The sequence below is a fragment of the Mesorhizobium sp. M1428 genome (assembly GCF_040317515.1).
GTDB lineage: Bacteria > Pseudomonadota > Alphaproteobacteria > Rhizobiales > Rhizobiaceae > Mesorhizobium.
Genome location: NZ_JAMYKT010000009.1, coordinates 190,985 through 216,551, shown reverse-complemented (window position 1 = coordinate 216,551; position 25,567 = coordinate 190,985). Strand labels below are relative to the sequence as shown.

The window sequence follows — 25,567 nt, the reverse complement described above, 5'->3', positions numbered from 1 at the left end:
TTTCTACTGCCTTATGACTGATGGCTGGATGCAGCATATATACGCTGTACGGCGTCGGGCAAGGGTGGCACGAAGCAGAAGCTTGACTGTCACAAAACGATATAGCCCGGCAACATTGCGCTGCAGGTCAGTCGTCACATGAAGTACGTCGCGGCCGAAGCCAAATAGATTTGGCACAGATAGATTTGGGCTTCTCTGCCTGACGAACAGTCAAACCGCTTCCGGCTGGCGTTCGATCAGCGTCAGCGTCAGCCAGCGCGCAGTCAGCGCCGGTTTTTTCGAGCCCTCGATCTCGATCGTCACGTCGTGGGCAGTCTGCACCCAGCCCGACGGCCTGACCTTGACGTCGGCCAGCACGAAGCGGGTGCGGATGCGCGAGCCGGTCTTCACCGGCGCCAGGAAGCGCAGCGAATCGAAGCCGTGATTGACGCCCATCTTGCTGTTTTCGAGCGGCGGCATGGTTTCGAAGGTCATCGCCGACAACAGCGAAAGCGACAGGAAGCCGTGCGCGATGGTGCCACCGAACGGCGTCTCGCGGCTGGCGCGTTCCGGATCGCAATGGATGAACTGATGGTCGTCGGTGGCATCGGCGAACTGGTCGATCATGCGCTGGGTGACGACACGCCATGGCGACACGCCGACTTCCTTGCCGACGTTGGCCAGAAGCACATCGAGACTGATAGGTTCCACGCTGATGTCCTCCATCTTCACCCCCGGGCATTTCACTCGCCGGACGGCGTGCGTCTCATTCTTTGAACAATGTCAGCCCGTGTTGCACCGACTGCCCGCCATCGATCGGCAGGATGGCGCCGGTGACATAGCTGCCGGCACGGCTGCACAAATAGAGCGTTGCGCCGGCAATGTCATCCGGTGCGCCGATGCGGCCGATCGGAACGTGGTTGCCGACATGTCTTGCCTGGTCCTCGGTGCCAGTGGCGAAGGCCGTCATCCGGCTCTGGAAAGGGCCAGGCGCAAAGGCGTTGACGGTGATGCGGCGGGCGGCGAACTCGATCGCCAGGATGCGCGTCAGGTGGTGAACCGCAGCTTTCGAGGCCGAGTAGGAGTAGGCGTCTTCGGCCAAAGGCTGCGTGCCCATCACCGATCCGAGGTTGATCACCCGGGCCGGGTCGGCATCGCTGGCGGCGGCCTCGAGCAGAGGCAGCAATTCGCGCGTCAGGTGGAAGACCGCGGTGACGTTGACGCCGAACACCTTGGCCCAGGCATGGTAGGGAAAACTTTCCAGCGGCGCGCCCCAGGAGATGCCGGCATTGTTGACCAGGATATGCAGCCGCTCGGTCCTCACCCTGACCTCGGCAACGAGCGCCGCGATGCCGGCCTCGCTGGAGACGTCGGCGGCGAAACCCTCAGCCCGGCCGGAGGCGCCAAGCCCGTTCAGTTCGCCGGCAACCCTGACGCAATCCTCGCCCTTGCGCGAGGCAATCATCACCGAGGCGCCGGCCCTGACCAGCGCGGTCGCCGCCATGCGGCCGATGCCAGTCGCGGCGCCGGTGACCAGCGCCGTCTTGCCGGCGACTGAGAACAGCTCGTCCAGATAGCTCATCGAATTCCTCCGCGCAGTTCACCGCGCTTTTGACTGGTGGTTCAAAGAAGCGGCTTCACGTAGACAAGGCTAGCCGAACTACGATCATCCTTGCCACGGCTAAAGTACCCGGACTGGGGCGATGGCACGGTTTGCGGCTGAATTGGTTAGGCGCCAGCGGCAAGGCGGTCATTCGGCCGTGACATGGGTCGGATGAATGATGCGGCCATCCCCGTTAGCGAGCACCTTGGTAAGCTGTTCATTTCGCGTGTGAACCAGTCGTCATTACTCCTCCGCCCAAGCCGCCGGCGGGTCTTGAGGAGTTGGGAGGTGGCCGAGCAGTGGGGCGAGACTGACGTTCGTATTCGTGGACGTGGACTATGCTTTCAAGGCGAAAGTTATGGGTAAGAAACAACGCACGGTCCTGCTGGCAGCGGTCTTTGCGTCTGTCTTTGGCATTTTTTTGCTGATCCTGATCCTGCAGATGGTCAGTTTTTTGGTTGACTAGGCACGGCCAGCAGCGTCCCTTTCCGAAGTGCTGCGCTACCGCAGGCTTTCCAGTTCGCGGATGCGTTTGGCGCCGTCGGCCTCGAGCTGCCTTGTGACGGCGCCGATCAGCGTTTCGGCAACGACGAAAAGTGCGGCGGATGAGTCCCAGGCCGAAGGCACGGCGGTGCGCCCGGCAATGACGTGGCGGGCGAAGCGGGCGATCGGCGACAGCCACTGGTCGGTAAACAGCACGATCTGCACGCCGCGCTGGTTGGCGGTCTCGGCGAAACGGATCAGGCTGTCCTGGTAGCGCCTGATGTCGAAGATCACCAGCACGTCGCGCTTGCCCATGTCGATCAGACGGTCACGCCAGACGCTTTCCTGGCCGGCGAGATGGAACACGTTGGGCTGGATGATAGCAAGGTGGGCGGCCATGTAGCGCGCCAGCGGGTCGGTGAAGCGGCCGCCGATCAGGAATGTCTTGCCGCGCCGGTCGGCCAGCTTAGCGACGATATCGGCAAGCTGCTTGTCCGAAAGGTGCCGGAAGGTCTCGCGCATATTGTCGAGCGTCGCCTCCAGCATCGGCGAAACGGCGCTGCTGCCCTGCGAGGAGGGATTGAGCGTGCGCGAGGCCGGCGACTGCAATTGCGCCGCCAACTCGTCTTGCAGCGTCGACTGGAATTCCGGATAGTTCTGGAAGCCGAGCCGGGCGACGAAACGCAGGATCGTCGGCGACGATACGCCGGCCGTGGCCGAGAATTCGGCGACCGTCTTCAGCCCGATCAGCGGATAGCTGGCGATCAGCGTTTGCGCTGCGCGTCGCTCGCCGGCCGGCATGGTGCCGATGCGGTCGGAGATCAGTTCGGCAATGCTCGAAACCATGTTTTTCCCCACCCTGGCCGGGCCGTTACCGCGTTATCGAAATCGCGTTTGACAAAGCCGACCAAACTGTATGAAATCATCCGCAGGGACGCAATGAGGGAAAATACGTAACATACGATACAGCGCTCCCCGGGGACAGCAGACAATGGAGACAGCACGGCCCGCCAGCCTTGCATCGCCTGAGACCGTAAGGGTGACGAACCCCGGCGGATCAAGCCCTTTCGTGCTGACCTGCGACCACGCCTCAAATTTCCTGCCGCCTGAATTCGGAACGCTCGGACTTGCCGCCGAGGAGCTTTCCCGCCACATCGCTTGGGATCCCGGCGCCTTGCCGGTAGCGCGCCGCATGGCCGAGGTGCTCGATGCGACGCTGGTCGAGACCTGCATCTCGCGGCTCGTCATCGACTGCAACCGGCCGCTCGACGCGCCGGACCTGATAGTGACGGTCAGCGCCAGCGAAAAAACCGTGATCCCGGCAAACCAGGGGCTTTCCGCCGACGAGCGGCAGGCGCGCATTGCGCTGGCTTGGCGGCCGTTCCACGACCGGATCGCGACGATCATCGACGAGCGTCTGGCGGCCGGGCGGGAGACGCGGCTGGTATCCGTCCATTCCTTCACGCCGGTGTACAAGGGCAAGAGCCGGCCCTGGCACATCGGCATCATCCATGACGAGGACCGCCGGCTGGCGGCGCCGCTGATCGCGGCGCTCCAGCAGCTTGCGGGCATCGCCGTCGGCGTCAATGAACCCTATTCGCCGGCCGACCGCGTCTATTTCACACTGGAACGCCATGCCCGCTCGCGCGGGCTGCCCTGCGCAATGATTGAAATCCGCAACGACGAGATCGCCGGCGCAGCCGGGCAGCGGAAATGGGCGGATCTGCTCACGGGTATTTTTCTCAATCTGGAGCCCGAGGCGGCCAAGGGTCCCAGACCAAGCGCAGTCGGAAAGTCAGTTCAATCGGCCAGCTAAGAAACCAACAGGGGACTAAAAAATGGCAGCACCGGGCTACACTGAAGTTGACAAGGCAGAGGACGTAAAGGTCCTCCACAACATGGGCTACGCCCAGGAACTGGAGCGGCGCCTCAGTCGCTTTTCGAATTTCGCGGTTTCCTTCTCGATCATCTGCATCCTGTCCGGCGGCATCAACTCGCTGGCGCAGGCAACCTCCGGCTCCGGCGGCATCGGTATCGGCATTGGCTGGCTGGTCGGCTGTTTCGTTTCGCTGACCTTCGCTGTAGCGATGTCGCAGATCAGCTCGGCCTACCCGACCGCCGGCGGCCTCTATCATTGGGGCTCGATCCTCGGCAATCGCGGCACCGGCTGGGTGACGGCCTGGCTCAACCTGCTCGGCCTGATCACCGTGCTCGGCGCCATCAATGTCGGCACCTGGACGTTTTTCCTTGGCGCCTTCGGACCGGCGCTCGGCATCGAGGGTACGCTGACCAACCAGATGATCTTCCTGGTCGTCATCACCGGCGCCCAGGCACTGATCAACCATCTCGGCATCAAGCTGACCGCCAAGCTGACCGACTTCTCGGGCTACCTCATCTTCTTCGGCTCGATCCTCATCGCGGTCGTCTGCCTGATCTCGGCCGAAACCTGGGATTTCAGCCGGCTGTTCACCTTCCACAATTATTCCGGCGATGCCGGCGCCGGTGTCTGGCCGTCGGTATCCAATGCCTGGGTGTTCGCACTTGGCCTGCTGCTGCCGATCTACACGATCACCGGCTACGACGCGTCGGCGCATACTTCCGAGGAAACCATCAAGGCGGCGAGCTCCGTGCCCCGCGCCATGGTCATGTCGGTGATCTGGTCGGCCGTCTTCGGCTATCTCTTCCTCGCAGCCTTCGTGCTGATGATCCCGAATATGGACGATGCGGCCAAGCAGGGCTGGAACGTGTTCTTCTGGGCCTTCGACCAGCGCGTCAGCCCCGGCATCAAGGAGTTCGTCTACCTCGTCGTCTTCCTGGCACAGCTGCTTTGCGGCCTCGCCACCGTCACCTCCGCCTCGCGTATGATCTTCGCCTTCTCGCGTGACGGCGGCCTGCCGGGTTCCTCGGCGCTGGCCAAGGTCAGCCCGACCTACCGCACGCCGGTGGCGGCGATCTGGACGGCGTCGATCCTGTCCGTCCTGTTCGTCTGGGGCTCGACGCTGGTTTCAGTCGCAGGCACCTCGGCCTACACCATCGTCGTGTCGTGCACCGTCATCTTCCTGTTCCTCTCCTTCACCGTGCCGATCGTGCTCGGCATGCTGGCCTGGGGAACGCCGAAATGGGACAAGATGGGACCGTGGAACATGGGGCGCGCCATCTTCATGCTGTTCGGCGTGCTTTCGATCCTGTCGATGCTCCTGATCTTCGTCATCGGCATCCAGCCGCCGAACGACTGGGCGCTCTACATCACCGTCGGTTTCTTCATCCTGACGGCGATCGTTTGGTTTGCCTTCGAGCGCAACCGCTTCCAGGGCCCGCCGCTCGGCGACATCATCGCGGCGCGCCAGGCAGCGATCAAGGCTGCGGAACAGGCCGTCGGCGAGACCGGCCACTGAGGCAAGTCCTCCAACTATGGCCGGCGCTTTGCCGGCCATAGCTTCCCACATCTTCAAAGTGGCTTTTTACAAGCCCGAAACGACAAGCGCTGGAGTACCAAAGGAATGGCCGGAAATTTCTCGTTCGACCAGTTGAAGCAAGCGGTCTCCAGCGGCGAGGTCGACACGGTGCTGGCCTGCATCGTCGACATGCAGGGGCGGCTCGCGGGAAAGCGGTTCCTGGCCCGCTATTTCGTCGATTCCGCGCATGACGAGACGCATGGCTGCAACTATCTCTTGGCCGCCGACATCGATATGGAACCGGTGCCGGGCTACAAGGCGGCGAGCTGGTCGAAGGGTTATGGCGATTTCGTCATGAAGCCGGACCTTGCGACGCTGCGGCGCGTTCCGTGGCTGGAGAAGACGGCGCTGGTGATTTGCGACGTGCTCGACCACCATACCCATGACGACCTGGCGCATTCGCCGCGCGCCATGCTGAAGAAGCAGGTCAAGCGGCTGCAGGATCGCGGCTATATCGGCTATTTCGCTTCCGAGCTCGAATTCTATCTGTTCAGCGAAACCTACGATTCCGCCCGCAAGAAGCACTGGCAGGGCCTCGAGACGGCATCGCCCTACATCGGCGACTACCAGATCGGCATCACCACCAAGGAAGAAGGCGTCATGCGCCGGCTGCGCAACGAGATGGAGGCGGCCGGCATCCCGATCGAGAATTCGAAGGGCGAGTGGGGTCCCGGCCAGGAGGAGATCAATGTCCGCTATGCCGAGGCGCTCGACATGGCCGACCGCCACGTCATCCTGAAGAACGGCGCCAAGGAAATCGCCGAGTCCGAAGGCAAGGCGATCTCGTTCATGGCCAAGTACAATTACGGGCTCGCCGGCAATTCCAGCCACATCCATAATTCGCTGTGGAGCGCCGACGGCAAGACGCCATTATTCTACGACAAAAATGCCGAGTGGACGCTGTCGACACTCGGCCAGCAATGGGCGGCCGGCCAGCTCAAATATGCCAAGGAATTCACCTGGTTCCTGGCGCCCTACGTCAACTCCTACAAGCGCTTCCAGGCCGGCACCTTTGCGCCGACCAAGATCATGTGGAGCGAGGACAACCGTACCGCCGGTTTCCGTCTTTGCGGCGAGGGCACCAAGGGCATCCGTATGGAATGCCGCATCGGCGGCGCCGATTTGAACCCCTATCTGGCTTTCGCCGCGCTGATCGCGGCCGGGCTTGCCGGCATCGATGAAAAGCTTGAACTGCAGAAGCCCTTCGTCGGTGATGCCTACCAGGCCTCGCAGCTGCCTGAAATTCCAAAGACATTGCGCGACGCCACCGCGACGCTGGCGGAATCGAAAATGCTGAGGCAGGCGCTCGGTGACGATGTGCTGGAACATTACGTCCACACGGCACACTGGGAACAGTTCGAGTACGACCGCCGGATTACGGACTGGGAACTGCACAGGGGGTTCGAGCGGTATTGACGGCGTTGCACTTTACGCAATATTGTTGCGGTTATCGCACCGCAACACCCTGGAGGCAGCGTTGCCCAAAGGTAGAGCCCATGTCGACAAGGCGTGGTTCATGAGTCGAATGAACGAGCGCAAGCTCACGGTACGCAGCATGGCCGGCCGCATGAACATACACTACAGCGCCTTGTCGCGGACACTGAACGGCGAGCGGCGCATGCAGGTCGACGAGATACGCAAGATAGCTGAAATTCTCGACCGGCAGGAAAGCGAGATATTGGTGCACCTCGGAAGTTCCAGTGATGCGACGAGGCCACCGGAGCCTGATCGCCGGTCTGGTTTCAAGGAGGGGCAAGTGGATTCCGTGGACGACATGAACGGCAACAAGGAAGAGTACATCGTGCCGCCTCGGGGTGCCGATCCGTTGTTTGGATGCATGGCCGGGACGCTCACTCTGCTTCCGGATGTCGACTATACCGCGCCCGCCGATCCGGATTGGGGCAATGTCTATGACGAGTGAGGGGGTTCTGCTCGACACATGCTTCATGCTGTGGCTGTCAACGGAGCAGCCGGTCACGAGGACTGCGGTCGAGAAGGTGACCAGCGCACGCAAAAATGGCAGCGTGATCGCCGTTTCCGTGATGTCCGCCTGGGAAATCGGCGTGCTTGTAGCCAAGGGCCGGTTGCCATTCATCAAGTCGCCGCTCGCATGGTTCGAACGGTTCGTGCAGACCGGGGCAGCGAGCGTCGAGGGGATCGACAGTGAGCTTTTGGTCGAGTCTTCGTTCCTGCCCGGCGTCGTTCACAATGATCCGACGGATCGGATCATCATAGCCACGGCGCGTTCGAAAAACCTCGAGATCATCACCCGCGATCGCGCAATCCTTGCCTATGGCGCGGCCGGCTATGTCAAAACAATTCCTTGTTGATTTGGAGACCTCTTTGGAAACCGTGAAAATAAAATCCCCCGTCGACGGTTCGATCTATGCCGAACGGCCTCTGGCGACGGATCAGGCGATCGGTGCCGCGGTCGAACGTGCCAAGGCGGCGCAGGAGAAGTGGGCGCAGACGCCAGTCGTCGAGCGCGGCAAGTACATGCTTGCCATGCTGGAAGCGCTGGTCGCCATGACCGACGAGATCGTGCCGGAGATCGCCTGGCAGATGGGCAGGCCGGTGCGCTATGGCGGCGAGTTCGGCGGCGTCAGGGAACGCGTCAGCTACATGGTCGAGATCGCCGAGGCGGCACTGAAGCCGGTCATGGCTTCCAACCCGAAGGACGGCTTTCGTCGTTATGTGAAGAAGGTGCCACTCGGCGTGGTCATGGTGATCGCACCGTGGAACTATCCCTATCTCACTGCCGTCAACACCATCGTGCCGGCGCTGATGGCGGGCAGCGCCGTCATCCTCAAGCACGCGGCGCAGACATTGTTGGTCGGCGAACGGTTTCAGCAGGCGTTCGATGAGGTCGGCCTGCCCAAGGGGCTGTTCCAGAACCTCGTCATGAACCACGCGCAGACCGAAAGGCTGCTCGGCTCCGGCAAGATCGACCATGTCAACTTCACCGGCTCGGTCGCCGGCGGCCGCGCCATCGAAAAGGCGGCGGCGGGCACCTTCATGACGCTTGGCCTCGAACTCGGCGGCAAGGATCCCGCCTATGTGCTGCCCGACGCCAAGATGGACCATGCCGTTGCCAATCTGGTCGACGGCGCCTTCTTCAATTCCGGCCAGTGCTGCTGCGGCATCGAGCGCGTCTATGTCCACGAGAAGGTCTACGACGAATTCGTCGAAGGCTTCATTGCCGAGACCAGGAACTACGTCGTCGGCAATCCACTCGACCAGGCGACCACCATGGGGCCGATGGCGCAGGCGCGCTTCGCCGACCTGATCCGCGAGCAGAAGGCCGAGGCGCTGCGCAAAGGCGCCAGGGCGCATATCAATATGAAGGTGGCCAACGACAGGCAAGGTTCGCCCTATCTGGCGCCGGAAGTGCTGACCCAGGTCGACCACCAGATGAGCGTCATGCGCGAGGAAAGCTTTGGCCCGATCGTCGGCATCATGAAGGTGCGCAACGACGAGGAAGCGATCGCGCTGATGAACGACAGCCCCTATGGGCTGACGGCCTCGATCTGGACGCGCGACACCGACCATGCGGCGGCGATCGGCGATCGCGTCGAGACCGGCACCGTGTTCATGAACCGCTGCGACTATCTCGACCCGGCGCTGGTCTGGACCGGCGTCAAGGACACCGGCAAGGGCGCGGCACTGTCGGCCACCGGCTACGACAATCTGACCAGGCCGAAATCATACCATCTGCGCGAAGCCATCTGATTTTCTGAAAGACAACAAATGACAAAACTCGTTTCCAAATGGAATTACCCGACGACCGTCCGCTTCGGCGCGGGGCGCATCAAGGAATTGCCGGAGGTGCTGGCGGCGACCGGCATCAAGCGGCCGCTGTTCGTCACCGATCCGGGACTGGCCAAGCTGCCGGTGGTGGCCTCGACGCTGAAGATCCTCGACGACGCCAAGGTGCCGTATGGCGTGTTTTCCGAGGTCAAGCCGAACCCGGTGGATTCCAACCTGACCGCCGGCATTGCCGTGTTCAAGAAGGGCAAGCATGACGGCGTCATCGCCTTTGGCGGCGGCTCGGCGCTCGACCTCGGCAAGCTGATCGCCTTCCAGGCCGGGCAGACACGTCCGGTCTGGGATTTCGAGGATGTCGGCGACTGGTGGACGCGCGCCGATGCCGATGCGATCGCGCCGATCATCGCCGTGCCGACCACGGCCGGCACCGGTTCGGAAGTCGGCCGCGCCGGTGTCATCACCAATGAAGCGACCCACACCAAGAAGGTCATCTTCCATCCGAAGCTTTTGCCGGCAATCGTCATTGCCGATCCGGAGCTGTCGGTCGGCATGCCCGGCTTCATCACAGCCGGCACCGGCATGGATGCGCTTGCCCATTGCCTCGAAGCCTATTGCGCGCCGGGCTATCACCCGATGGCCGACGGCATCGCGGTGGAAGGCATAAGGCTGGTCTTCGAAAACCTGCCGAAAGCCTATGCCAACGGCAAGGATCTGGTCGCCCGCGCCAACATGATGAGCGCCGCTGCCATGGGAGCGGCCGCCTTCCAGAAAGGGCTTGGCGCCATTCATTCGCTGTCGCATCCGATCGGCGCGCTCTACGACACCCACCACGGCATGACCAACGCCGTGTTCATGCCCTACGTGCTGGCCTTCAACCGCGAGGCGATCGAGCCACGTATAGCCCGGCTCGCCGCCTATTGCGGAATCAAGGGCGGCTTCGACGGCTTTGCCAAGGCGATCGTCAAGCTGCGCAAGGAGCTCAAGGTTCCGCACGCACTACCCGGCCTGATCAAGGGGCTCGACATGGACAAGAAGCGCAAGGGCCTGATCGCCGACATGGCGGTGGTCGACCCGACCGCCGGCGGCAACCCGGTCAAGCTGACCAAGAAGGCGGCGCTGACGCTGCTCGAAAACGCCATCGCCGGCGCCGTCTGAGGCATCGGAAATCGACTTGGGAAAAGAGGCGAAGAAAGGGGGAAGGATGAAAGGCAAGGCCGAAACTAGTTAGCCGGAAAAATAACGGCGCAGCGATTGCTACAGCCGGTTAAAAAGAGTTTACTTTTTCGTACTGCGGGGCGCCGGTTTCACAAAGCTTTCATCTGGCTGTCACACGAAAACGATACCGCATCGCAGGCGTCCAACGGCGTCAGTTCAACGGAGAGAACACATGTTCAAATTCACGGGAAAACTGCTTTCCCTTTCGGCCGTCGCCCTGATGGCGACCTCTGCCATCTCGTCGGCCCAGTCCATGGATGAACTGGTCGCCGCAGCCAAGGCAGAAGGCCAGCTCACCACCATCGCGCTGCCGCATGACTGGTGCGGCTACGGCGCGGTCATCGACGGCTTCAAGGCGAAATATCCGGAAATCACCATCAACGAACTCAACCCCGATGCCGGCTCAGGCGACGAGGTCGAGGCGATCAAGGCCAACAAGGACAACAAGGGCCCGCAGGCGCCCGACGTCATCGACGTCGGCCTGAGCTTCGGTCCGACCGCAAAGAAGGATGGCCTGATCCAGGCTTATAAAGTATCAACCTGGGACTCGATCCCGGACAGCGCCAAGGATGCCGAAGGCTTTTGGACCGGCGACTATTACGGCGTGCTTTCGTTCCTGGTGAACAAGGACCTGGTCAAGGAAGCGCCGGCCGACTGGGCCGACTTGCTGAAGCCGGAGTTCGCCAATACCGTGGCGCTCGCCGGTGACCCGCGCGCTTCGAACCAGGCCATCCAGGCCGTCTATGCCGCCGGCCTTTCCGGCGGTGCGGCTGCCGGCGAAGCTGCCGGCACGGCTGGTCTCGACTTCTTCAAGAAGCTCAACGCCGCCGGCAATTTCGTGCCGGTCATTGGCAAGCCCGCGACGCTTGCCCAAGGCCAGACGCCAATCCTGGTGACCTGGGATTACAACGCGCTTGCCGGCCGCGACACGCTGAAAGGCAATCCGCCGGTCGACGTCGTCGTGCCGAAGACCGGCGTCGTCGCCGGCGTCTATGTCCAGGCGATCAGCGCCTACGCGCCGCACCCGAATGCTGCCAAGCTATGGCTGGAATATCTCTATTCCGACGAAGGCCAGATCGGCTGGCTGAAGGGTTATTGCCACCCGATCCGCTTCAACGACCTTGCCAAGAACGGCAAGCTCCCGGCTGACGTGATGGCCAAGCTGCCGCCGGCCGAGTCCTATGCAGCCGCGGTGTTCCCGACGCTCGACGAGCAGGGCAAGGCCAAGGAAGCCATCACAAAGAACTGGGACGCCGTCGTCGGCGCCAACGTCAAGTAAGACTTGAGATCAGCCGGGCGGCTTAGATCGCCGCCCGGCATACCTCCAGGACGGTAGCCGGCGCATGACCGATATCTCGTTGTCCGATCACGCTGTTGCCGGGAAGACCGCGCCTCCCGCCGACGCCCGCAGCATGAGGCTGCCGACGCAATGGCTTGGCGTTGCGCCTTTCTTCATCTTCGCCATCATGTTCCTGATCCTGCCGACGCTCTATCTGATGCTGGGCGCATTCCGGAACGATGCCGGCGAATTCACTTTCGAAAACATAGCGGCCTTGGCGCAGCCGTCGATCGTTGCCGCCTACTGGATCTCAATCAAGGTCAGCCTCGCCTCGTCGCTGATCGGTGCGTTCGCCGGGCTTGCCATTGCCGTTGCCATCGTGCGCGGCGGGCTGCCGGAGTGGATACGCTCGGCGACACTGACCTTCTCCGGCGTGGCCTCCAATTTTGCCGGCGTGCCGCTGGCCTTCGCCTTTCTCGCGACGCTCGGCCGGCTCGGGCTCGCCACGGTGCTGCTCAACGTCTTGGTCGGCTTCAACATTTATGCCCATGGTTTCAACATCCTGTCGTTCTGGGGCCTGACGCTGACCTATGTCTATTTCCAGATCCCGCTGATGGTGGTGATCATCGTGCCGGCGATCGACGGGCTGAAGAAGGAATGGGGCGAAGCGGCGGCAACGCTTGGCGCGACCCAGGCGCAGTTCTGGCGCATGGTCGTCATTCCGGTGATCTGGCCAAGCTTCCTCGGCACCGTCATCCTCTTATTCGCCAACGCCTTCGGTGCCATCGCCACCGCTTACGCTCTGACCGGCTCCTCGCTTAACATCGTCCCTATCCTGCTCTACGCGCAGATCCGCGGTGACGTGCTGCACAATGCCCATCTCGGCTACGCCATCGCCTTCGGCATGATCGTCATCACCGGGTTGGCCAATGTCTTCTACATCTGGTTCCGGACGCGCTCTGAGAGGTGGCTCAAATGAAGTCCGGCAGATTCTGGGCCTGGGTCGTCTTCGCGCTGGGCGCGGCCTATTTCTTCATTCCGCTGATCGCGACCGTGGAATTCTCCATGCGCATGCGGCGCGGCGCCTATTCCTTCGATGCCTATCAGGTCGTGCTCGGCGATCCCCGCTTCCAGGCGACCTTCATCTATTCGGTGGTCGCCGCCATCTTCACCATCGTCCTTGGCGTGCTGGTGGTGGTGCCGGCGGCGTACTGGATTCGTCTGCGGCTGCCGCAGCTAAGGCCCGTCGTCGAGTTCATCACGCTGCTGCCGCTGGTCATCCCGGCAATCGTTATCGTCTTCGGCTACATCAGAATGTACGGGTCTAACTCACCGCTGCCGTTCCTGGCCAGCGAGACAGGAGCCAATGCCTTGCTGGTCATCGGTTATGCGACACTGGCGCTGCCCTATATGTATCGCGCCGTCGACACCGGGCTTCGCACGATCGATGTGCGGACACTAACCGAGGCGGCGCAGATCCTCGGCGCCGGCTGGGGCACGATCATCACCCGGGTCATCCTGCCCAACGTGCTGATCGCGGTGCTGTCGGGCGCCTTCCTGACCTTCGCCATCGTCATCGGTGAATTTACCATGGCCAGCCTGCTGAACCGGCCTGCCTTCGGACCCTATCTGCAGAACGTTGGCGCCAACCGCGCCTACGAGCCGGCGGCGCTTGCCATCATCGCCTTCGCCATCACCTGGGGCTGCATGTCGCTGATCCAGATCCTGTCGCGCTTCGCGCCGCGATCGGCGAACCGTCCGAACTGACCCGAAGGAAAAAGCCATGACCGAGCCATTCCTCTCAATCCAGCATGTGCGAAAATCCTTCGGCGCCGCCACGGTGGTGCAGGATTTCAACCTCGACGTCGAGCCGGGCGAATTCGTCTCCTTCCTCGGCCCGTCGGGCTGCGGCAAGACGACGGTGCTGCGCATGGTCGCCGGTTTCGAGGAGCCGTCCGCCGGCAAGATCGTCGTGGCCGGCAAGGACATCACCCGGCTCAAGCCCAATCAGCGCAATGTCGGCATGGTGTTCCAGGCCTATGCGTTGTTTCCGAACCTCACGGTGGCGCAGAATATCGGCTTCGGGCTGAAGGTCGCCGGTATGCCGAAGGCCGATGCCGACAGGCGCGTTGCCGAAATGCTCGACATCATCAAGCTGCCGCAGATGGGCGACCGCTATCCCTACCAGCTCTCCGGAGGCCAGCAGCAGCGCATCGCGCTGGCGCGGGCGATTGCGCCCAAGCCGAAGCTGCTGCTGCTCGACGAGCCGCTGTCGGCGCTCGACGCCAAGGTGCGCGTATCACTGCGCGAGGAAATCCGCTCGATCCAGAAGAAGCTCGGCATTACCACCATCTTCGTCACCCACGACCAGGAAGAGGCGCTGTCGATCTCCGACCGCATTGCTGTCATGCATGGCGGCAAGGCCGAGCAAGTCGGCACGCCGTTCGAGATCTACAACCGGCCGGCATCCAAATTCGTCGCCAATTTCGTCGGCACGCTGAACGTGCTCGAAGGCACAGTCACCGACGCGGCATCAGGCAAGGTGCGCGTCAATTCGCAAGAGGTCTCGCTCAAGGGCAAGCTCAACGGCTCGAAATCCGGCGACACGTTGTCGCTGGCGCTGCGGCCCGAGGCGATCTCGCTCGGCCGACACCCCGGCCGCGATTCCAGCCTTTCGGGTGAAATCGCGGAGGTGCATTTCCTCGGCTCGGTCATCCGGGTGCGCGTCGGCATCGGCGGCAGCACGGTCTCGCTCGACACGTTCAACAGTCCGGCCACGCCGCCGCCAGCCGTCGGCGAAAAGGCCGAGATTTCGTTCTCGTCGGGCGACATGCTCGTGCTGCATTAGGGAATAGTGAATAGTGAATAGTAAGAGGGCACTTTACGCGCCGAAATTACCCTGCAAGCAAGCATTCACCATTCACCATTCACCATTCACCATTCACCAGCAGCCAAGGCCGTGGCCGTTTTTGCAGTGCCAATCGCCCGGCTTCACCGCTACGATAGGGCATGGCGCTTTTTGAACTCACCCTTGTCCTGCTTCTCATCGCGGTCGCCCTGACCGCGCTGTCGCGGCGTCTGCAGATTCCCTATCCGTCATTGCTGGCGCTGGCCGGCGCCGGCATCGCCTTCCTGCCGTTTGCACCGACCATCGAGATTGACCCGGAGCTGGCGCTCGCTCTGTTCATCGCGCCGGTTCTGCTCGATGCGGCCTATGACACGTCGCTGCGCGATCTCAACCGCTACAAGGTTTCGCTCATCCTGCTGGCGCTTGGCGCCGTCATCTTTACCACGGTGACGGTCGCGCTGGTCGGCTGGACGATGGCAGGCCTGCCCATCGCCGCCGCCATAGCAATTGGCGCGATCGTGGCGCCGCCCGATGCCGTGGCAGCGGCGGCCGTGCTCGGACAGTTCAAGGTGCCGCACCGCATCACCGCCATCCTGGAAGGCGAGAGCCTGCTCAACGACGCCACCGCGCTGTTGATCTACAGGATGTCGGTTTCCGCAGCCGCCGGCTCCATCCTGTTGAGCAGTGCCGTACCAATGATCCTGCTGTCGACGGTCGGCAGCCTTGCCGCAGGCTATGTGCTCGGCCGGTTGTCTCTCGCGATACTCGGCCGCATCGACGACCCGGCGAGCGGCACAGTGGTCCAATTCGCCTCAACCTTCGGCGTCTGGATCCTGGCCGACAGGATAGGGCTTTCCGCCATCATCACGATCGTCGTCTATGCCATGACGATCGCACGTACGTCGCCGCGCCGCATGCCGGCAAGGAATCGTGTCAGCTCCTACTCGGTCTGGGAGACGGCAGTGTTCGTGCTCAATGTTCTGGCCTTCGTTCTGATGGGCCTGCAAGCGCGATCGATCGTGGGCCGACTTGCCGAGCAAGGCCAAAGCGAGGCATTCGTCTTTGCCCTGGCTGTACTGGCCGTCGTCATCGTATCGCGGCTCGTCTGGGTGCTGGGCTGCGGCGCGATCCTCAGAGGGCTGGCACGTCTGGGCGACGAAGACAGGCGGAAGGACGCACCGACATTCCGCGGCGGCGTGCTCATCGGCTGGTGCGGCATGCGCGGCCTGGTGACGCTTGCGGCGGCCTTTGCCTTGCCGGCCGACTTTCCGGGCCGCGATCCGATCGTGCTCGCTGCTTTCACGGTCGTGCTCGGCACATTGGTGCTGCAAGGCGTCAGCCTGAAACCGTTGCTGCTTCTGCTCAATCTCGACCTCGACCGGACGGTCGACCGGGAAGTGGCGCAGGCGCGCGTCGTCATCATGCAGGCGGCGCTGGACGTGCTCAGCGGCAAGACATCGAGCGCGGCAGGGGCGGTGCGAGAGCAATATGCCGCCCAGCGCGCCATCGCCGAAAACCCGGAGGATGCCCAGGCGGCGACCGAGTATGACAGATTACGTCTTTATGCCATCAAGAGCCAGCGCGATGCGCTGGAGCGCTTGCGCAGCGACGGAACGATCGGCGACGAGGCCTACCACCGCCTCGAGGAAGAGATCGACTGGTCGGAACTGGCAGCATCCCCGCCCGGTCGGTTCCAGCCGCTAACCACTTAGCATCTGGCCCAAGCTGCCTCTGTCCGGCTGCACATTGCAACCAATCCAGCGAACGGCTACTGCCAGCAAGAAATTGAGCCGGATAAGCAATGAAGCTGGTCAGCTATAACATCCAGTACGGCTTCGGCAGCGACGGCCGCTACGATCTGGCGCGTTGCGCCAAGATCGTGGCCGGCGCCGACATCATCGCCTTGCAGGAAGTGGAACGGCACTGGCGGCGCAGCAACGAGGACGACCAGCCGGAACTTCTTTCGCAATTGCTGCCCGACTATCATTGGGTCTATGGCCCGGCCTTCGACATGGATGCCAGCCAACGGCGTGACGGCCGCATCATCAACCGGCGGCGGCAATTCGGCACCATGGTTCTGTCGAAGCTGCCGATCGTCTGGTCACGGCTTCATACGCTGCCGCTCAGGCGCGCGCTTCGTCCGCTCAACACCCGCAACGCCGCACTCGAATGCATGATCCGCACCCCCGCCGGCCCGGTGCGGTTCTTTTCGCTGCATCTGGCGCATGTGGCCGCCGAGGAGCGGCTGGAGCAGATCGACTATTTGCTCGCCGAGCATCGCCGCGCGCCGTCCGAGGGCGGGCCATGGAGCGGCGACGACGACGAGCCGGCGCGCAACTGGAGCAATGGCGAACAGGAGCCGGAAAACCCCTTGCCGGCGATCTGGATGGGCGACTTCAACATGGAGCCGGGCAGCGCAGAATACCGCCGCATCGTCGGCAGCACGCCCTATCATCGCGGTGCCGCCTATCTCGACGGTTTTGTCGACGCAGCCGCCGTCGCCAGCGAACCGACGTCGGACTTTCATACCCATGTGAAGACCATCGACGGCAGGATCGCAAAGCGCCGGCTTGACCATTGCTTCGTCGGCGGCATGTTTGCCGGGCGCGTGCGCTCGATCAGCGCCGATATCGGCCAAATCGCCTCCGACCATTTTCCCCTCTGGGTCGATATCGACCTGGAGACGCCGATCGTCATCGGGACGGGCGGCGGATGAATCGCCAATGAGCCTGTTTGTCTTTTTCGCGGTGCTCGCCGCCGCTTCCATGCATGCGATCTGGAACGCGCTGGTCAAGGTCCATCTCGACCGTTTCCTGTCGATCACGCTGATGACGCTCGGCATGGGTGCCGCGGCGCTGGTGACGTTGCCCTTTGTCGAGGTGCCGAAGCCGGAAGTATGGCCGTACATCCTCGCCTCGGTTGTCTTCCACATGGGCTACAGGACGTTCCTGATCGGCGCCTACAAGGCCGGCGATTTCGCCCAGACCTATCCGCTGGCGCGCGGCACTGCGCCATTGCTGGCCGCTTTGGGGGGCGTTGTGGTGGTTGCCGAGATGCCGGCGCCGCTCGCCATTCTCGGCATCCTCTTGTTGTCGGCGGGCACGCTGGTGCTGTCGTTTCGCGGCGGCGCGCATCTGGAGAAATTGAACCTGCGCGCCGTTGGTTTCGCGCTGGGCACATCGATCTTCATCGCCAGCTATACGCTGTCGGACGGCAGCGGCGCGCGGCTGGCCGCCACCGCGTCGAGTTATGCGGCCTGGCTGTTCGTCTGCGATGCGCTGTGGGCGCTGGTGCTGTGCGTCGTCTTTCGCGGCCCACAGGCGCTGCCGGTGCTGGCGCGCGACTGGAAGGCAGGAATCTATACCGGCGTGCTCAGCGGCGGCGCCTACTGGATCGTGATGTGGGCGATGACCAAGGCGCCGATCGCCTCGGTGGCGTCGCTGCGCGAAACATCGATCCTGTTCGCCATGATGATCTCGGTGTTCGCGCTCGGCGAGAAGATGACGGCATGGCGAGGTGCCGCGGTGCTTAGCATCGTCGCCGGCGTCGTTGCACTGAGAATGGGATAGTCAGGCGATCTCCAGGTCAAAAACCATCAGCCCGTCGGTGCCGCCTTCGAGCGCCGCGACCAGTCTTGCGCCGGCCCGCTGATGCGCTTCATGCTCGAGATAGCCGTCGCGTGCCGCGGCATCGCGAAAGTCGATGGTGAAGCCGTGCGTGAAGCCGCGGGCGAAGGGTTCCGGGCTGGTATTGGCGCTGAATTCGACCTTGCCCATGCCGTCGATCACCGTCCGCAACGCTTCGAGATCGGCGTGGATTGCCGCGCGCTCGGCGTCGGCAACATCGTTGCGGAATCTGACGAAAACACAGTGTCTGATCATTCCTTGTCCCTCATGCCGCTCGGTTGGTGGAAAACACTGCCGGCGGCAGCGGCTCGCGGCCAAGGATCAGATCGGCGCCTTTTTCGCCGACCATGATCGTCGGCGCATTGGTGTTGGAGGAGGGGATGCGCGGCATTACCGAGGCGTCGCAGACGCGCAGACCCTCGATACCGCGCAGCCTGAGATCGGGCGTCACCACGCTCATCGCATCGTGGCCCATGCGGCAAGTGCCGACCGGGTGGTGGTCGGTCTTGGAACTGCGGCAGGCGTAGTCGAACAACTCGTCGCCGCTCTGCAGGTCAGGTCCCGGCAGTACCTCGCGCAGCACATAGGGCCGCAGCGCTTTCTGCCGCATGATCTCGCGCGCCAGCCTCAGCCCCTTGATCGACATGTCGCGGTCATAGGGATCGGACCAATAGTTCGGATCGATCAGCGGGTGGTCGGCCGGGTCGGCACTGTTCAGCCGCACCGTGCCGCGCGAGCGCGGGCGCAGGAAGGCCGAGTTCAATGTCACGCCCGGATTGTTCAGCTTCTCGACGCCGGCCTCGATGCCGGAGCCGAGGCCGAGATGCAGCTGGATATCGGGAGAGGCGGCGGTCGGATCGGCGTACCAGAAGCCGCCGGTCTCGAACAGGCTGGAGGCAACCGGGCCTTTCTTCAGGAGCAGATATTGCAGGCCGGCCCACGCCGTCCAATGCAGCTTGGCATAGTTGTCGTAGGTGTGGTCGCCGGTGCATTCGGCGATGACGAACAGATCGAGATGATCCTGCAGGTTGGAGCCGACGCCAGGCAAATCATGCACCGGTGTCACGCCGATCGCCTTCAAATGGTCGGCCGGGCCGATGCCCGACTGCATCAAAAGCTTCGGCGAGCCGATGGCGCCGGACGAGACGATGACCTCGCGTTCGGCGCGCAGGATCGTTGGCTGGCCGCCCGGCCTGTCGACGATCTCGACGCCGACGGCGCGGCCCTTGTCGACGACGATGCGCGTCACCAGAACGCTGGTCCTGATAGTGAGATTCTTGCGCTCGCGGATCGGCCGGAGATAGGCGACCGAGGCGGAGGAGCGCTTCGCGTCCTTCTGCGTCAGCTGATAGTAACCGACGCCCTCCTGGGCCGCCCCGTTGAAGTCGGGATTGAAGGGAATGCCCATCTCTTGTCCCGCGCGAAAATAGGCCTCGCAGATCGGCAGCGGCGCGATCGGGTTCGACACGCCGAGCGGGCCCTGGTCGCCGTGAAAATCGTTGGCGTAGCGCTGGTTGTTCTCGGCGCGTTTGAAATAGGGCAGCACGTCGCGATAGCCCCAGCCGGCAAGGCCTTCCTCTTTCTCCCAGGCGTCGTAGTCGCGGGCGTTGCCGCGCGTGTAGATCTGGGCGTTGATCGAAGAGCCGCCACCGATCACCTTGGCCTGCGTGTATCGGAAGACGCGGTCGTTCATGTGCTTTTGCGGCACCGTCGACCAGCCCCAGGCGGCGATGCCCTTGGTCATCTTGGCAAAACCGGCCGGCATGTGGATCAGCGGATGCCAGTCCTTGCCGCCGGCTTCGAGCAGCAGTACCTGATGCGACGGATCTTCGCTCAGCCGGTTGGCGAGTACGCAGCCGGCCGGGCCGGCGCCGACGATTATGTAGTCGGTCATGGGATGTAGTCGATCATGGCGTCACCTGTTCATAGCCTCGGCACCGACAGCGCGCCGTCGACATTGATGACCGAGCCGGTCGAAAAGCCGAGCTTGCCGCCGGCGAGTGCTGCCACGGCGGCACCGATATCTTCGCTCTCGCCCCAGCGCATTGCCGGCACCAGCCCGCCGTCGATCAGCCCGTCATATTTGGCGGTGACACCGGCTGTCATGTCGGTGCGGATGATGCCCGGGCGCACCTCGAACACGGCTATGTTTTCGCTGGCAAGCCGCAGCGCCAGGTTCTTCACCCACATCGAAAGCCCGGCCTTGGAGATGCAGTAATCGGCACGTTCCGGCGAGGCCATGGCGGCGCTGACCGAGGTGATGGTGATGATCGATCTCGCACCATCGCTCGGCAGGCCGAGCATCGCTTTGGCAACGGCCTGGCTGAGGAATACGGTGCCGCGCAGATTGATGCCGAGCACCCGGTCGAAATTTTCCGGCTTGAGCTCGAGCAGGTCGCCGCGCAGGACGGCGCCGATGCCGGCATTGTTGACCAGGCAGTCGATGCGGCCGAAGGCATTCAATGCAGCATCGATAAGTGCCGCATGGCCGTCGAGGTCGGCGATGTCGCCGCTGACATAGGCGAATTTCGCGCCGCGCCCGGTGATGTCGGCGGCGAGCCCGTCGGCGGCTTCGTCGGTAAGGTCTGCGACGAGGATGTCGAAGCCGGAATCTGCGAGCGCTTCGGCGCAGGCAAGGCCGATGCCGCGCGCGCCGCCGGTGACGATCGCTGCCGGGCGGCTCATGTTGCAAGCTCCGTCTTGCGGATATGATCGGCGACGCGCAGCGCCTGTGCGGCGATCGACAGCGCCGGATTGACGGCGGCCGAATTCGGCAGGAAGCCGGCATCGACGACGAACAAATTACTGTGGTCGAAGGAGCGGCAGAACGGATCGAGCGGCGAGGTCGCTGGATCGTTGCCCATCTTCACCGTGCCGCATTGGTGCGAGGGCGTGCGCTTGTCGAACGGCCGCGACAGAATGATCGGATAGCCGCAGGCGCGGAAATTCTCGCGCATCACCTTGGTCAGTCCGTCGAGCGACTGCATGTTGGAGCGCCGCCACTGCATGACGATGTCCTTGCCGTCGACCATGATGCGGCTCTCGGGATCGGGCAGGTCCTCGCACATCAGGTACCAGTCGACGGCGTGGCCGGCCATGAAATCGAGCGCGAATTTGGGCGCGCGCCTGACATTGGCCTTGAGGATGTTGCCGTCGATCTTGCCGAGGAGCTGGACATTGCCGAGCGGCTTGCCACCCTTACCGTCGGACAGATAATAGTCGTTCAGCATCAGCGTCTTCTGGTAGACGGATTTGTTCGGGCGGCGCGGATCGATCGCCAGCATGGCGCTCGAATTGTGGTTCATGAAGTTGCGGCCGACCTGGTCGGAGCGGTTGGCCAGGCCTTTGCCACCGCCTTTGCCCTTAGGGGTGGGCGAGCGCAGCAGGATGGCGGCGGAATTGACCGCGCCGGCCGAAATGATGACCAGCTTCGGCGCGACTTTCTTCAGCGTACCATTCTGGCGATAGTAAACGGCGGCGATCGTCCGGGTATCCGGCGATGCCTCGAGATGTTCGACATGGGCGCCGGTCTCGAGCTTGAAGTTCTGGTCGGCAAGGGCGGCGGCCAGCGGTCCCGTTTGCGCGTCGACCTTACCGGCCCCGGTGTTGGGAAACGCATCCCACGGCGTGCTGCCGTCTTTCAGCCAGGCTTCGATGTCGACGCCGAGCGGCAGCGATGCCGGGTGCAGGCCCAGGCTCCTGAGCTCGGCGCGCGCACGCGCGATCGGCGGCTCGTCGGGGACCGGCCCGAAAGGGTAGGGCATCGAGTGGAACGGCTCGGTCGGGTCTTCGCCCAGTGCACCGCGCACGCGGAAAAGCTGCTCGGCCCGGGAATACCAGGGCTCGAATTCCTCATAGGAAAACGGCCAGGCCGGTGAGACGCCGCCATAGTGCTCCATCTCCGAAAAGTCTTGCCTGCGGTAGCGGATCAGCACCGCGCCGTAGAATTTCGAATTGCCGCCGACATAGTAGTAATTGCCCGGGTTGAAAGGCGCTCCCCCTGCCTCGAGCCACATCTCCTTCGGCCGGTAGTGGCCATCGACGAAGATCGCGCGGGTGTCGCGTGTGTGCGGCGTTGCCGGCAGTGGTTCGCCGCGCTCCAGCATCAGGATCGAGGCGCCGCTGCCGGCTAGGCCGGAGGCGATCGTGGCGCCGCCAATGCCGGAGCCGATGATGACGATGTCGGGATTTGTCATGGCCGTCAGCCGATGCGTTTCTCGGTCGCCGGATCGAAGAACACCGCCTTGGTCAGATTGAAGGCGAGCGGCGTGACCGTGCCGGGCTGGATTTTGGCATCGGCGCGCAGCCGCGCCACCACCGCCTTGCCGCCGAGATTGGTGACCGCGAACGTATCCGAGCCGGCCGGCTCGATGACCTCGATGTGACAGTCGGCGCGGGCGATGTTCGAGGCGTTGCGTTCGGCCCCTTCGGGATCGGTCAGTGCTTCCGGGCGGACGCCGAAGATGATCGGTTTTCCCTGGAATGCCGAAAGACCGGCCGGTGCATTGCCCAGCGGCAGCGAGATCGGCTGGCGCGCCTCGCGCTCCATGACGACGGAGATGCCGCTGCCGTTGCTGCCGATCGTCGCCGGGATCAGGTTCATCGCCGGCGAGCCCATGAAGTCGGCAACAAACAGGTTGACCGGATTGTTATAGATTTCGGCCGGCGTACCGAACTGCTGCACCTCGCCGTCGCGCATCACCGCGATCTTGGTGGCCAGCGTCATCGCCTCGATCTGGTCGTGGGTGACGTAGACGATGGTGGTGCCGGTGGTGGCGTGCAGGCGCTTGATCTCGATGCGCATGTCGACGCGCAGCTTGGCATCGAGATTGGACAAAGGCTCGTCGAACAGGAACAGCTTCGGATCGCGCACCAGCGCCCGGCCCATGGCGACGCGCTGGCGCTGGCCGCCGGAAAGCTGGCTTGGCTTGCGCTTCAGCAAATGGCCGATCTGCAGGACTTTCGCCACCTTGTCGATGGCCTTCTGGCGCTCGCCGGCCGGCACGCCGCGCATCTCCATGCCGAAGGCGATATTGCCGGCCACCGTCATATTCGGATAGAGCGCGTAGCTCTGGAAGACCATGGCGATGTCGCGCTTGGAGGGGTGGAGATCGTTGATCGTGCGTCCGTCGACGCGGATTTCGCCTTCGGTGATGGTTTCCAGGCCGGCAATGGTGTTGAGCAGCGTGGACTTGCCGCAACCGGAAGGCCCGACCAGCACGAGGAAGCCGCCCTTTTCCAGGTCGAGGTCGATGCCTTTCAGGATCTCGACCGCTCCGAAACGCTTCTTCAGCCCGTCAATTTCCAGAAAAGCCATGCGATTATCCTTTGACGGCGCCGGCCATCAGGCCGCGCACGAAATAGCGGCCGGCGAGCACATAGACGAGGAGCGTCGGCAGCGCGGCGATCATCGCCGCCGCCATGTTGACGTTGTATTCGACGACGCCGGTCGAGGTGTTGACGACGTTGTTCAGCGCCACCGTCATCGGCATCACATCGCCTGAGCCGGCATAGGCGGAGGCAAACAGGAAGTCGTTCCAGATGTTGGTAAACTGGTAGATCACCGTCACCACGATGATCGGTAGCGAATTGGGCATCATGATGCGCCGGAAGATCTGGAAGAAGCTGGCGCCGTCGATCTGGGCCGCCTTTACCAACTCGTTCGGAAACGCTTCGTAATAATTGCGAAAGAACAGGGTGGTGAAGCCGATGCCGTAGACGACGTGAACGAACACCAGGTTCACCGTCGGATTGCCGAAGCCGAAGGTGAGGCCGGTCGCGTTCTGCAGCTTGACGCCGAACCGGCCGAGGCTGCCGAGGATCGTTGCCATGGGCAGGAGGACGGACTGGAACGGGATGAAGCAGGCAAAAAGCATCAGCCCGAACACAAGAGTCGCCCCGCGGAAGCGCCACTTCGTCAGCACATAGCCGTTGAGTGCACCGAGCAGGGTCGAGATGATGACGGCCGGAACCACCATCTTGATCGAGTTCCAGAAATAGCCCTTCATGCCGACGCAGGTGAGACCCGAGCAAACTTCGCTCCACGCCCTTATCCAGGGTGCGAAGGTCGGTGCCTGCGGCAGCGCCAGCATGTTGCCGTTCTGGATTTCGTCCATGGTCTTGAACGAGGTCACCAGCATGACGAACAGCGGCATCAGGTAGAACAGCGCGAACAGCGCCAGCAGCCCGTAAATGACGATACGGTTGACCGTCCTGGCGCTGATACCGCCAGTGTTCTGGCGAGCAGGAGTGGCTATGGCGCTCATCGCGGCTTCTCCCGAAGCTCGGAATAGAGATAGGGAACGATGATCGCGGTGATGGTCATCAGCATGATCACGGCGCTGGCCGAGCCGACGGCCATTTCGTTGCGCTTGAAGGTGTACTCATACATGAAATTGGACGGCAGCCAGGCTGAACCGCCCGGCCCGCCGCTGGTCAGCGCGACGACCAGATCGTAGGATTTGATGGCGAGGTGCGCGAGCACGATCAAGGCCGACAGGAAGATCGGCCGCAGCAGCGGGATGACGATGCGACGGTAGAGCTGGAAGGTGGTGGCGCCGTCGATCTGCGCCGCCTTCAGGATCTCGCCGTCAATGCCGCGCAGGCCGGCCAGGAACATCGCCATGATGAAGCCCGATGCCTGCCAGACGCCGGCGATGACCACCGTGTAGATGACGAAATCCTTGTTCTTGATCCAGTCGAAATGGAAGCTCGTCCAGCCCCATTGGTGCAGCGTCTGCTCGAGGCCGAGGCCGGGGTCGAGAAACCATTTCCAGGCAACGCCGGTGACGATGAAGGACAGCGCCATCGGGTAGAGATAGATCGGCCGCAGCACACCTTCGCCGCGGATCTTCTGGTCGAGCAGGATCGCCAGCAACAGGCCGAGCGCCAGGCAGATGGAAATGTAGAGGAAGCCGAAAATCCCCATATTGGTGATCGATGTGTACCAGGAGGACGGCGGATCGCTTTCGAAGGTCCAGCGCCATAGCCGCTGATAGGCGCGTGGCCCGGTGATGGCGTAGGAGGGAAAGGTCTTGGAGTTGGTGAAGGACAGATAGATCGTCCACAGGATGAAGCCGTAGACGAAGACGACGGTGGCGGCGAAGCTTGGCGCCAGCACGAGCTTCGGCAGCGCGTCCTGAAGGCGTGAGCGCACCGTGGCGCCCGGACGGGCATCGTGCTCCGGCGTCAGCGTGATACTGGTTTCAGCAACTGTGCTCATCTGTCCATTCCGTATCGCGGGTCCGGAATTCTGCTGTCGCGGCCTCTGCGGCACGAAAGCGTGCCGGTCGGCGCAACCGCAAACCCCACCGC

At 63.0% G+C, this 25,567-nt stretch carries 25 protein-coding genes; 15 read left to right on the top strand and 10 right to left on the bottom strand.

What is annotated here, in order from left to right:
• Positions 1 to 210 precede the first annotated feature (210 nt).
• On the bottom strand, positions 211 to 705 hold the full coding sequence (locus NKG60_RS15590; RefSeq protein WP_031211357.1) for a MaoC family dehydratase: 495 nt from the start codon (positions 703 to 705) through the stop codon (positions 211 to 213).
• A gap of 40 nt (positions 706 to 745) precedes the next feature.
• Positions 746 to 1,561 (bottom strand): SDR family oxidoreductase, encoded by an 816-nt coding sequence (locus NKG60_RS15585; protein ID WP_352665571.1) that lies wholly within the window; start codon positions 1,559 to 1,561, stop codon positions 746 to 748.
• 346 nt (positions 1,562 to 1,907) lie between these two features.
• On the opposite strand from NKG60_RS15585, the gene NKG60_RS15580 reads away from it, so the two are divergent.
• Positions 1,908 to 2,048, top strand: coding sequence for a hypothetical protein (locus tag NKG60_RS15580; RefSeq protein ID WP_352665570.1), 141 nt, complete (start codon positions 1,908 to 1,910; stop codon positions 2,046 to 2,048).
• 35 nt (positions 2,049 to 2,083) lie between these two features.
• Here NKG60_RS15580 and NKG60_RS15575 read toward each other — a convergent pair whose 3' ends face one another.
• Positions 2,084 to 2,911, bottom strand: coding sequence for a MurR/RpiR family transcriptional regulator (locus NKG60_RS15575; protein WP_352665568.1), 828 nt, complete (start codon positions 2,909 to 2,911; stop codon positions 2,084 to 2,086).
• 145 nt (positions 2,912 to 3,056) lie between these two features.
• Here NKG60_RS15575 and NKG60_RS15570 point away from each other — a divergent pair, with 145 nt between their 5' ends.
• The 14 genes from NKG60_RS15570 to NKG60_RS15505 all read left to right on the top strand — a co-directional run bounded on the left by NKG60_RS15570 (position 3,057) and on the right by NKG60_RS15505 (position 18,196).
• Positions 3,057 to 3,881: an N-formylglutamate amidohydrolase gene (locus NKG60_RS15570; RefSeq protein ID WP_352665566.1), complete on the top strand. Its 825-nt coding sequence runs from the start codon at positions 3,057 to 3,059 to the stop codon at positions 3,879 to 3,881.
• A 22-nt stretch (positions 3,882 to 3,903) separates the two neighbouring features.
• Entirely contained in the window at positions 3,904 to 5,460 is a 1,557-nt protein-coding gene (locus tag NKG60_RS15565) for an amino acid permease (protein ID WP_352665564.1), read from the top strand.
• A gap of 105 nt (positions 5,461 to 5,565) precedes the next feature.
• Complete coding sequence (locus tag NKG60_RS15560) at positions 5,566 to 6,936, top strand: glutamine synthetase family protein (RefSeq protein ID WP_352665563.1); 1,371 nt, start codon at positions 5,566 to 5,568, stop codon at positions 6,934 to 6,936.
• 100 nt (positions 6,937 to 7,036) lie between these two features.
• Entirely contained in the window at positions 7,037 to 7,441 is a 405-nt protein-coding gene (locus NKG60_RS15555; protein ID WP_352665561.1) for a helix-turn-helix domain-containing protein, read from the top strand.
• Entirely contained in the window at positions 7,425 to 7,850 is a 426-nt protein-coding gene (locus NKG60_RS15550; protein WP_352665560.1) for a type II toxin-antitoxin system VapC family toxin, read from the top strand. Before NKG60_RS15555 ends, NKG60_RS15550 begins: the two co-directional genes overlap by 17 nt.
• Positions 7,828 to 9,249 carry an aldehyde dehydrogenase family protein gene (locus tag NKG60_RS15545; RefSeq protein WP_352665559.1) on the top strand — a complete coding sequence of 474 codons (1,422 nt, stop codon included), beginning with the start codon at positions 7,828 to 7,830 and terminating at the stop codon, positions 9,247 to 9,249. Before NKG60_RS15550 ends, NKG60_RS15545 begins: the two co-directional genes overlap by 23 nt.
• Positions 9,250 to 9,267: 18 nt before the next feature.
• Complete coding sequence (locus tag NKG60_RS15540; RefSeq protein ID WP_023719041.1) at positions 9,268 to 10,440, top strand: iron-containing alcohol dehydrogenase; 1,173 nt, start codon at positions 9,268 to 9,270, stop codon at positions 10,438 to 10,440.
• Between the two features lie 232 nt (positions 10,441 to 10,672).
• Positions 10,673 to 11,779, top strand: coding sequence for an ABC transporter substrate-binding protein (locus NKG60_RS15535; RefSeq protein ID WP_352588184.1), 1,107 nt, complete (start codon positions 10,673 to 10,675; stop codon positions 11,777 to 11,779).
• 64 nt (positions 11,780 to 11,843) lie between these two features.
• Positions 11,844 to 12,758, top strand: coding sequence for an ABC transporter permease (locus tag NKG60_RS15530; protein ID WP_352665555.1), 915 nt, complete (start codon positions 11,844 to 11,846; stop codon positions 12,756 to 12,758).
• Complete coding sequence (locus NKG60_RS15525; protein ID WP_352867206.1) at positions 12,755 to 13,546, top strand: ABC transporter permease; 792 nt, start codon at positions 12,755 to 12,757, stop codon at positions 13,544 to 13,546. Before NKG60_RS15530 ends, NKG60_RS15525 begins: the two co-directional genes overlap by 4 nt.
• Positions 13,547 to 13,562: 16 nt before the next feature.
• Positions 13,563 to 14,627: an ABC transporter ATP-binding protein gene (locus tag NKG60_RS15520; protein WP_352665553.1), complete on the top strand. Its 1,065-nt coding sequence runs from the start codon at positions 13,563 to 13,565 to the stop codon at positions 14,625 to 14,627.
• Between the two features lie 161 nt (positions 14,628 to 14,788).
• Complete coding sequence (locus NKG60_RS15515) at positions 14,789 to 16,339, top strand: cation:proton antiporter (RefSeq protein ID WP_352975111.1); 1,551 nt, start codon at positions 14,789 to 14,791, stop codon at positions 16,337 to 16,339.
• An 89-nt stretch (positions 16,340 to 16,428) separates the two neighbouring features.
• Positions 16,429 to 17,343: an endonuclease/exonuclease/phosphatase family protein gene (locus NKG60_RS15510; protein ID WP_352867201.1), complete on the top strand. Its 915-nt coding sequence runs from the start codon at positions 16,429 to 16,431 to the stop codon at positions 17,341 to 17,343.
• 7 nt (positions 17,344 to 17,350) lie between these two features.
• Positions 17,351 to 18,196 (top strand): EamA family transporter, encoded by an 846-nt coding sequence (locus NKG60_RS15505; protein WP_023675361.1) that lies wholly within the window; start codon positions 17,351 to 17,353, stop codon positions 18,194 to 18,196.
• On the opposite strand, the gene NKG60_RS15500 is transcribed toward NKG60_RS15505, so the two are convergent.
• From NKG60_RS15500 to NKG60_RS15470, 7 genes are read right to left on the bottom strand one after another with little or no spacing between them, the layout of a single operon-like run.
• Positions 18,197 to 18,508, bottom strand: coding sequence for a Dabb family protein (locus NKG60_RS15500; protein WP_352867198.1), 312 nt, complete (start codon positions 18,506 to 18,508; stop codon positions 18,197 to 18,199).
• A gap of 10 nt (positions 18,509 to 18,518) precedes the next feature.
• Entirely contained in the window at positions 18,519 to 20,147 is a 1,629-nt protein-coding gene (locus tag NKG60_RS15495) for a GMC family oxidoreductase (protein ID WP_352975110.1), read from the bottom strand.
• 29 nt (positions 20,148 to 20,176) lie between these two features.
• The gene (locus NKG60_RS15490; protein ID WP_352975109.1) at positions 20,177 to 20,938 is read right to left on the bottom strand and encodes a 3-ketoacyl-ACP reductase; all 762 of its coding nucleotides are present in this window, start codon (positions 20,936 to 20,938) and stop codon (positions 20,177 to 20,179) included.
• A complete protein-coding gene (locus NKG60_RS15485) occupies positions 20,935 to 22,449 on the bottom strand; it encodes a GMC oxidoreductase (RefSeq protein ID WP_352975108.1) in 1,515 nt (504 codons plus the stop codon). The genes NKG60_RS15490 and NKG60_RS15485 overlap by 4 nt, the downstream gene beginning before the upstream one ends.
• Positions 22,450 to 22,454: 5 nt before the next feature.
• A complete protein-coding gene (locus NKG60_RS15480) occupies positions 22,455 to 23,570 on the bottom strand; it encodes an ABC transporter ATP-binding protein (RefSeq protein ID WP_352975106.1) in 1,116 nt (371 codons plus the stop codon).
• Positions 23,571 to 23,574: 4 nt separating this feature from the next.
• Positions 23,575 to 24,519 (bottom strand): carbohydrate ABC transporter permease, encoded by a 945-nt coding sequence (locus tag NKG60_RS15475; RefSeq protein WP_352975105.1) that lies wholly within the window; start codon positions 24,517 to 24,519, stop codon positions 23,575 to 23,577.
• A complete protein-coding gene (locus NKG60_RS15470; protein ID WP_352665541.1) occupies positions 24,516 to 25,475 on the bottom strand; it encodes a carbohydrate ABC transporter permease in 960 nt (319 codons plus the stop codon). The genes NKG60_RS15475 and NKG60_RS15470 overlap by 4 nt, the downstream gene beginning before the upstream one ends.
• Positions 25,476 to 25,567: the final 92 nt, after the last annotated feature.

Excerpts from the sequence above, each read along its gene's own strand:
- NKG60_RS15550 (WP_352665560.1), top strand. The coding sequence starts at position 7,425 with ATGTCTATGACGAGTGAGGGGGTTCTGCTCGACACATGCTTCATGCTG.
- NKG60_RS15520 (WP_352665553.1), top strand. The coding sequence starts at position 13,563 with ATGACCGAGCCATTCCTCTCAATCCAGCATGTGCGAAAATCCTTCGGC.
- NKG60_RS15475 (WP_352975105.1), bottom strand. The coding sequence starts at position 24,519 with ATGAGCGCCATAGCCACTCCTGCTCGCCAGAACACTGGCGGTATCAGC.
- NKG60_RS15505 (WP_023675361.1), top strand. The coding sequence starts at position 17,351 with ATGAGCCTGTTTGTCTTTTTCGCGGTGCTCGCCGCCGCTTCCATGCAT.
- NKG60_RS15585 (WP_352665571.1), bottom strand. The coding sequence starts at position 1,561 with ATGAGCTATCTGGACGAGCTGTTCTCAGTCGCCGGCAAGACGGCGCTG.
- NKG60_RS15525 (WP_352867206.1), top strand. The coding sequence starts at position 12,755 with ATGAAGTCCGGCAGATTCTGGGCCTGGGTCGTCTTCGCGCTGGGCGCG.
- NKG60_RS15590 (WP_031211357.1), bottom strand. The coding sequence starts at position 705 with ATGGAGGACATCAGCGTGGAACCTATCAGTCTCGATGTGCTTCTGGCC.
- NKG60_RS15575 (WP_352665568.1), bottom strand. The coding sequence starts at position 2,911 with ATGGTTTCGAGCATTGCCGAACTGATCTCCGACCGCATCGGCACCATG.
- NKG60_RS15470 (WP_352665541.1), bottom strand. The coding sequence starts at position 25,475 with ATGAGCACAGTTGCTGAAACCAGTATCACGCTGACGCCGGAGCACGAT.
- NKG60_RS15510 (WP_352867201.1), top strand. The coding sequence starts at position 16,429 with ATGAAGCTGGTCAGCTATAACATCCAGTACGGCTTCGGCAGCGACGGC.
- NKG60_RS15530 (WP_352665555.1), top strand. The coding sequence starts at position 11,844 with ATGACCGATATCTCGTTGTCCGATCACGCTGTTGCCGGGAAGACCGCG.
- NKG60_RS15565 (WP_352665564.1), top strand. The coding sequence starts at position 3,904 with ATGGCAGCACCGGGCTACACTGAAGTTGACAAGGCAGAGGACGTAAAG.
- NKG60_RS15500 (WP_352867198.1), bottom strand. The coding sequence starts at position 18,508 with ATGATCAGACACTGTGTTTTCGTCAGATTCCGCAACGATGTTGCCGAC.
- NKG60_RS15560 (WP_352665563.1), top strand. The coding sequence starts at position 5,566 with ATGGCCGGAAATTTCTCGTTCGACCAGTTGAAGCAAGCGGTCTCCAGC.
- NKG60_RS15495 (WP_352975110.1), bottom strand. The coding sequence starts at position 20,147 with ATGACCGACTACATAATCGTCGGCGCCGGCCCGGCCGGCTGCGTACTC.
- NKG60_RS15535 (WP_352588184.1), top strand. The coding sequence starts at position 10,673 with ATGTTCAAATTCACGGGAAAACTGCTTTCCCTTTCGGCCGTCGCCCTG.
- NKG60_RS15570 (WP_352665566.1), top strand. The coding sequence starts at position 3,057 with ATGGAGACAGCACGGCCCGCCAGCCTTGCATCGCCTGAGACCGTAAGG.
- NKG60_RS15515 (WP_352975111.1), top strand. The coding sequence starts at position 14,789 with ATGGCGCTTTTTGAACTCACCCTTGTCCTGCTTCTCATCGCGGTCGCC.
- NKG60_RS15485 (WP_352975108.1), bottom strand. The coding sequence starts at position 22,449 with ATGACAAATCCCGACATCGTCATCATCGGCTCCGGCATTGGCGGCGCC.
- NKG60_RS15555 (WP_352665561.1), top strand. The coding sequence starts at position 7,037 with ATGAGTCGAATGAACGAGCGCAAGCTCACGGTACGCAGCATGGCCGGC.
- NKG60_RS15545 (WP_352665559.1), top strand. The coding sequence starts at position 7,828 with ATGTCAAAACAATTCCTTGTTGATTTGGAGACCTCTTTGGAAACCGTG.
- NKG60_RS15490 (WP_352975109.1), bottom strand. The coding sequence starts at position 20,938 with ATGAGCCGCCCGGCAGCGATCGTCACCGGCGGCGCGCGCGGCATCGGC.
- NKG60_RS15480 (WP_352975106.1), bottom strand. The coding sequence starts at position 23,570 with ATGGCTTTTCTGGAAATTGACGGGCTGAAGAAGCGTTTCGGAGCGGTC.
- NKG60_RS15540 (WP_023719041.1), top strand. The coding sequence starts at position 9,268 with ATGACAAAACTCGTTTCCAAATGGAATTACCCGACGACCGTCCGCTTC.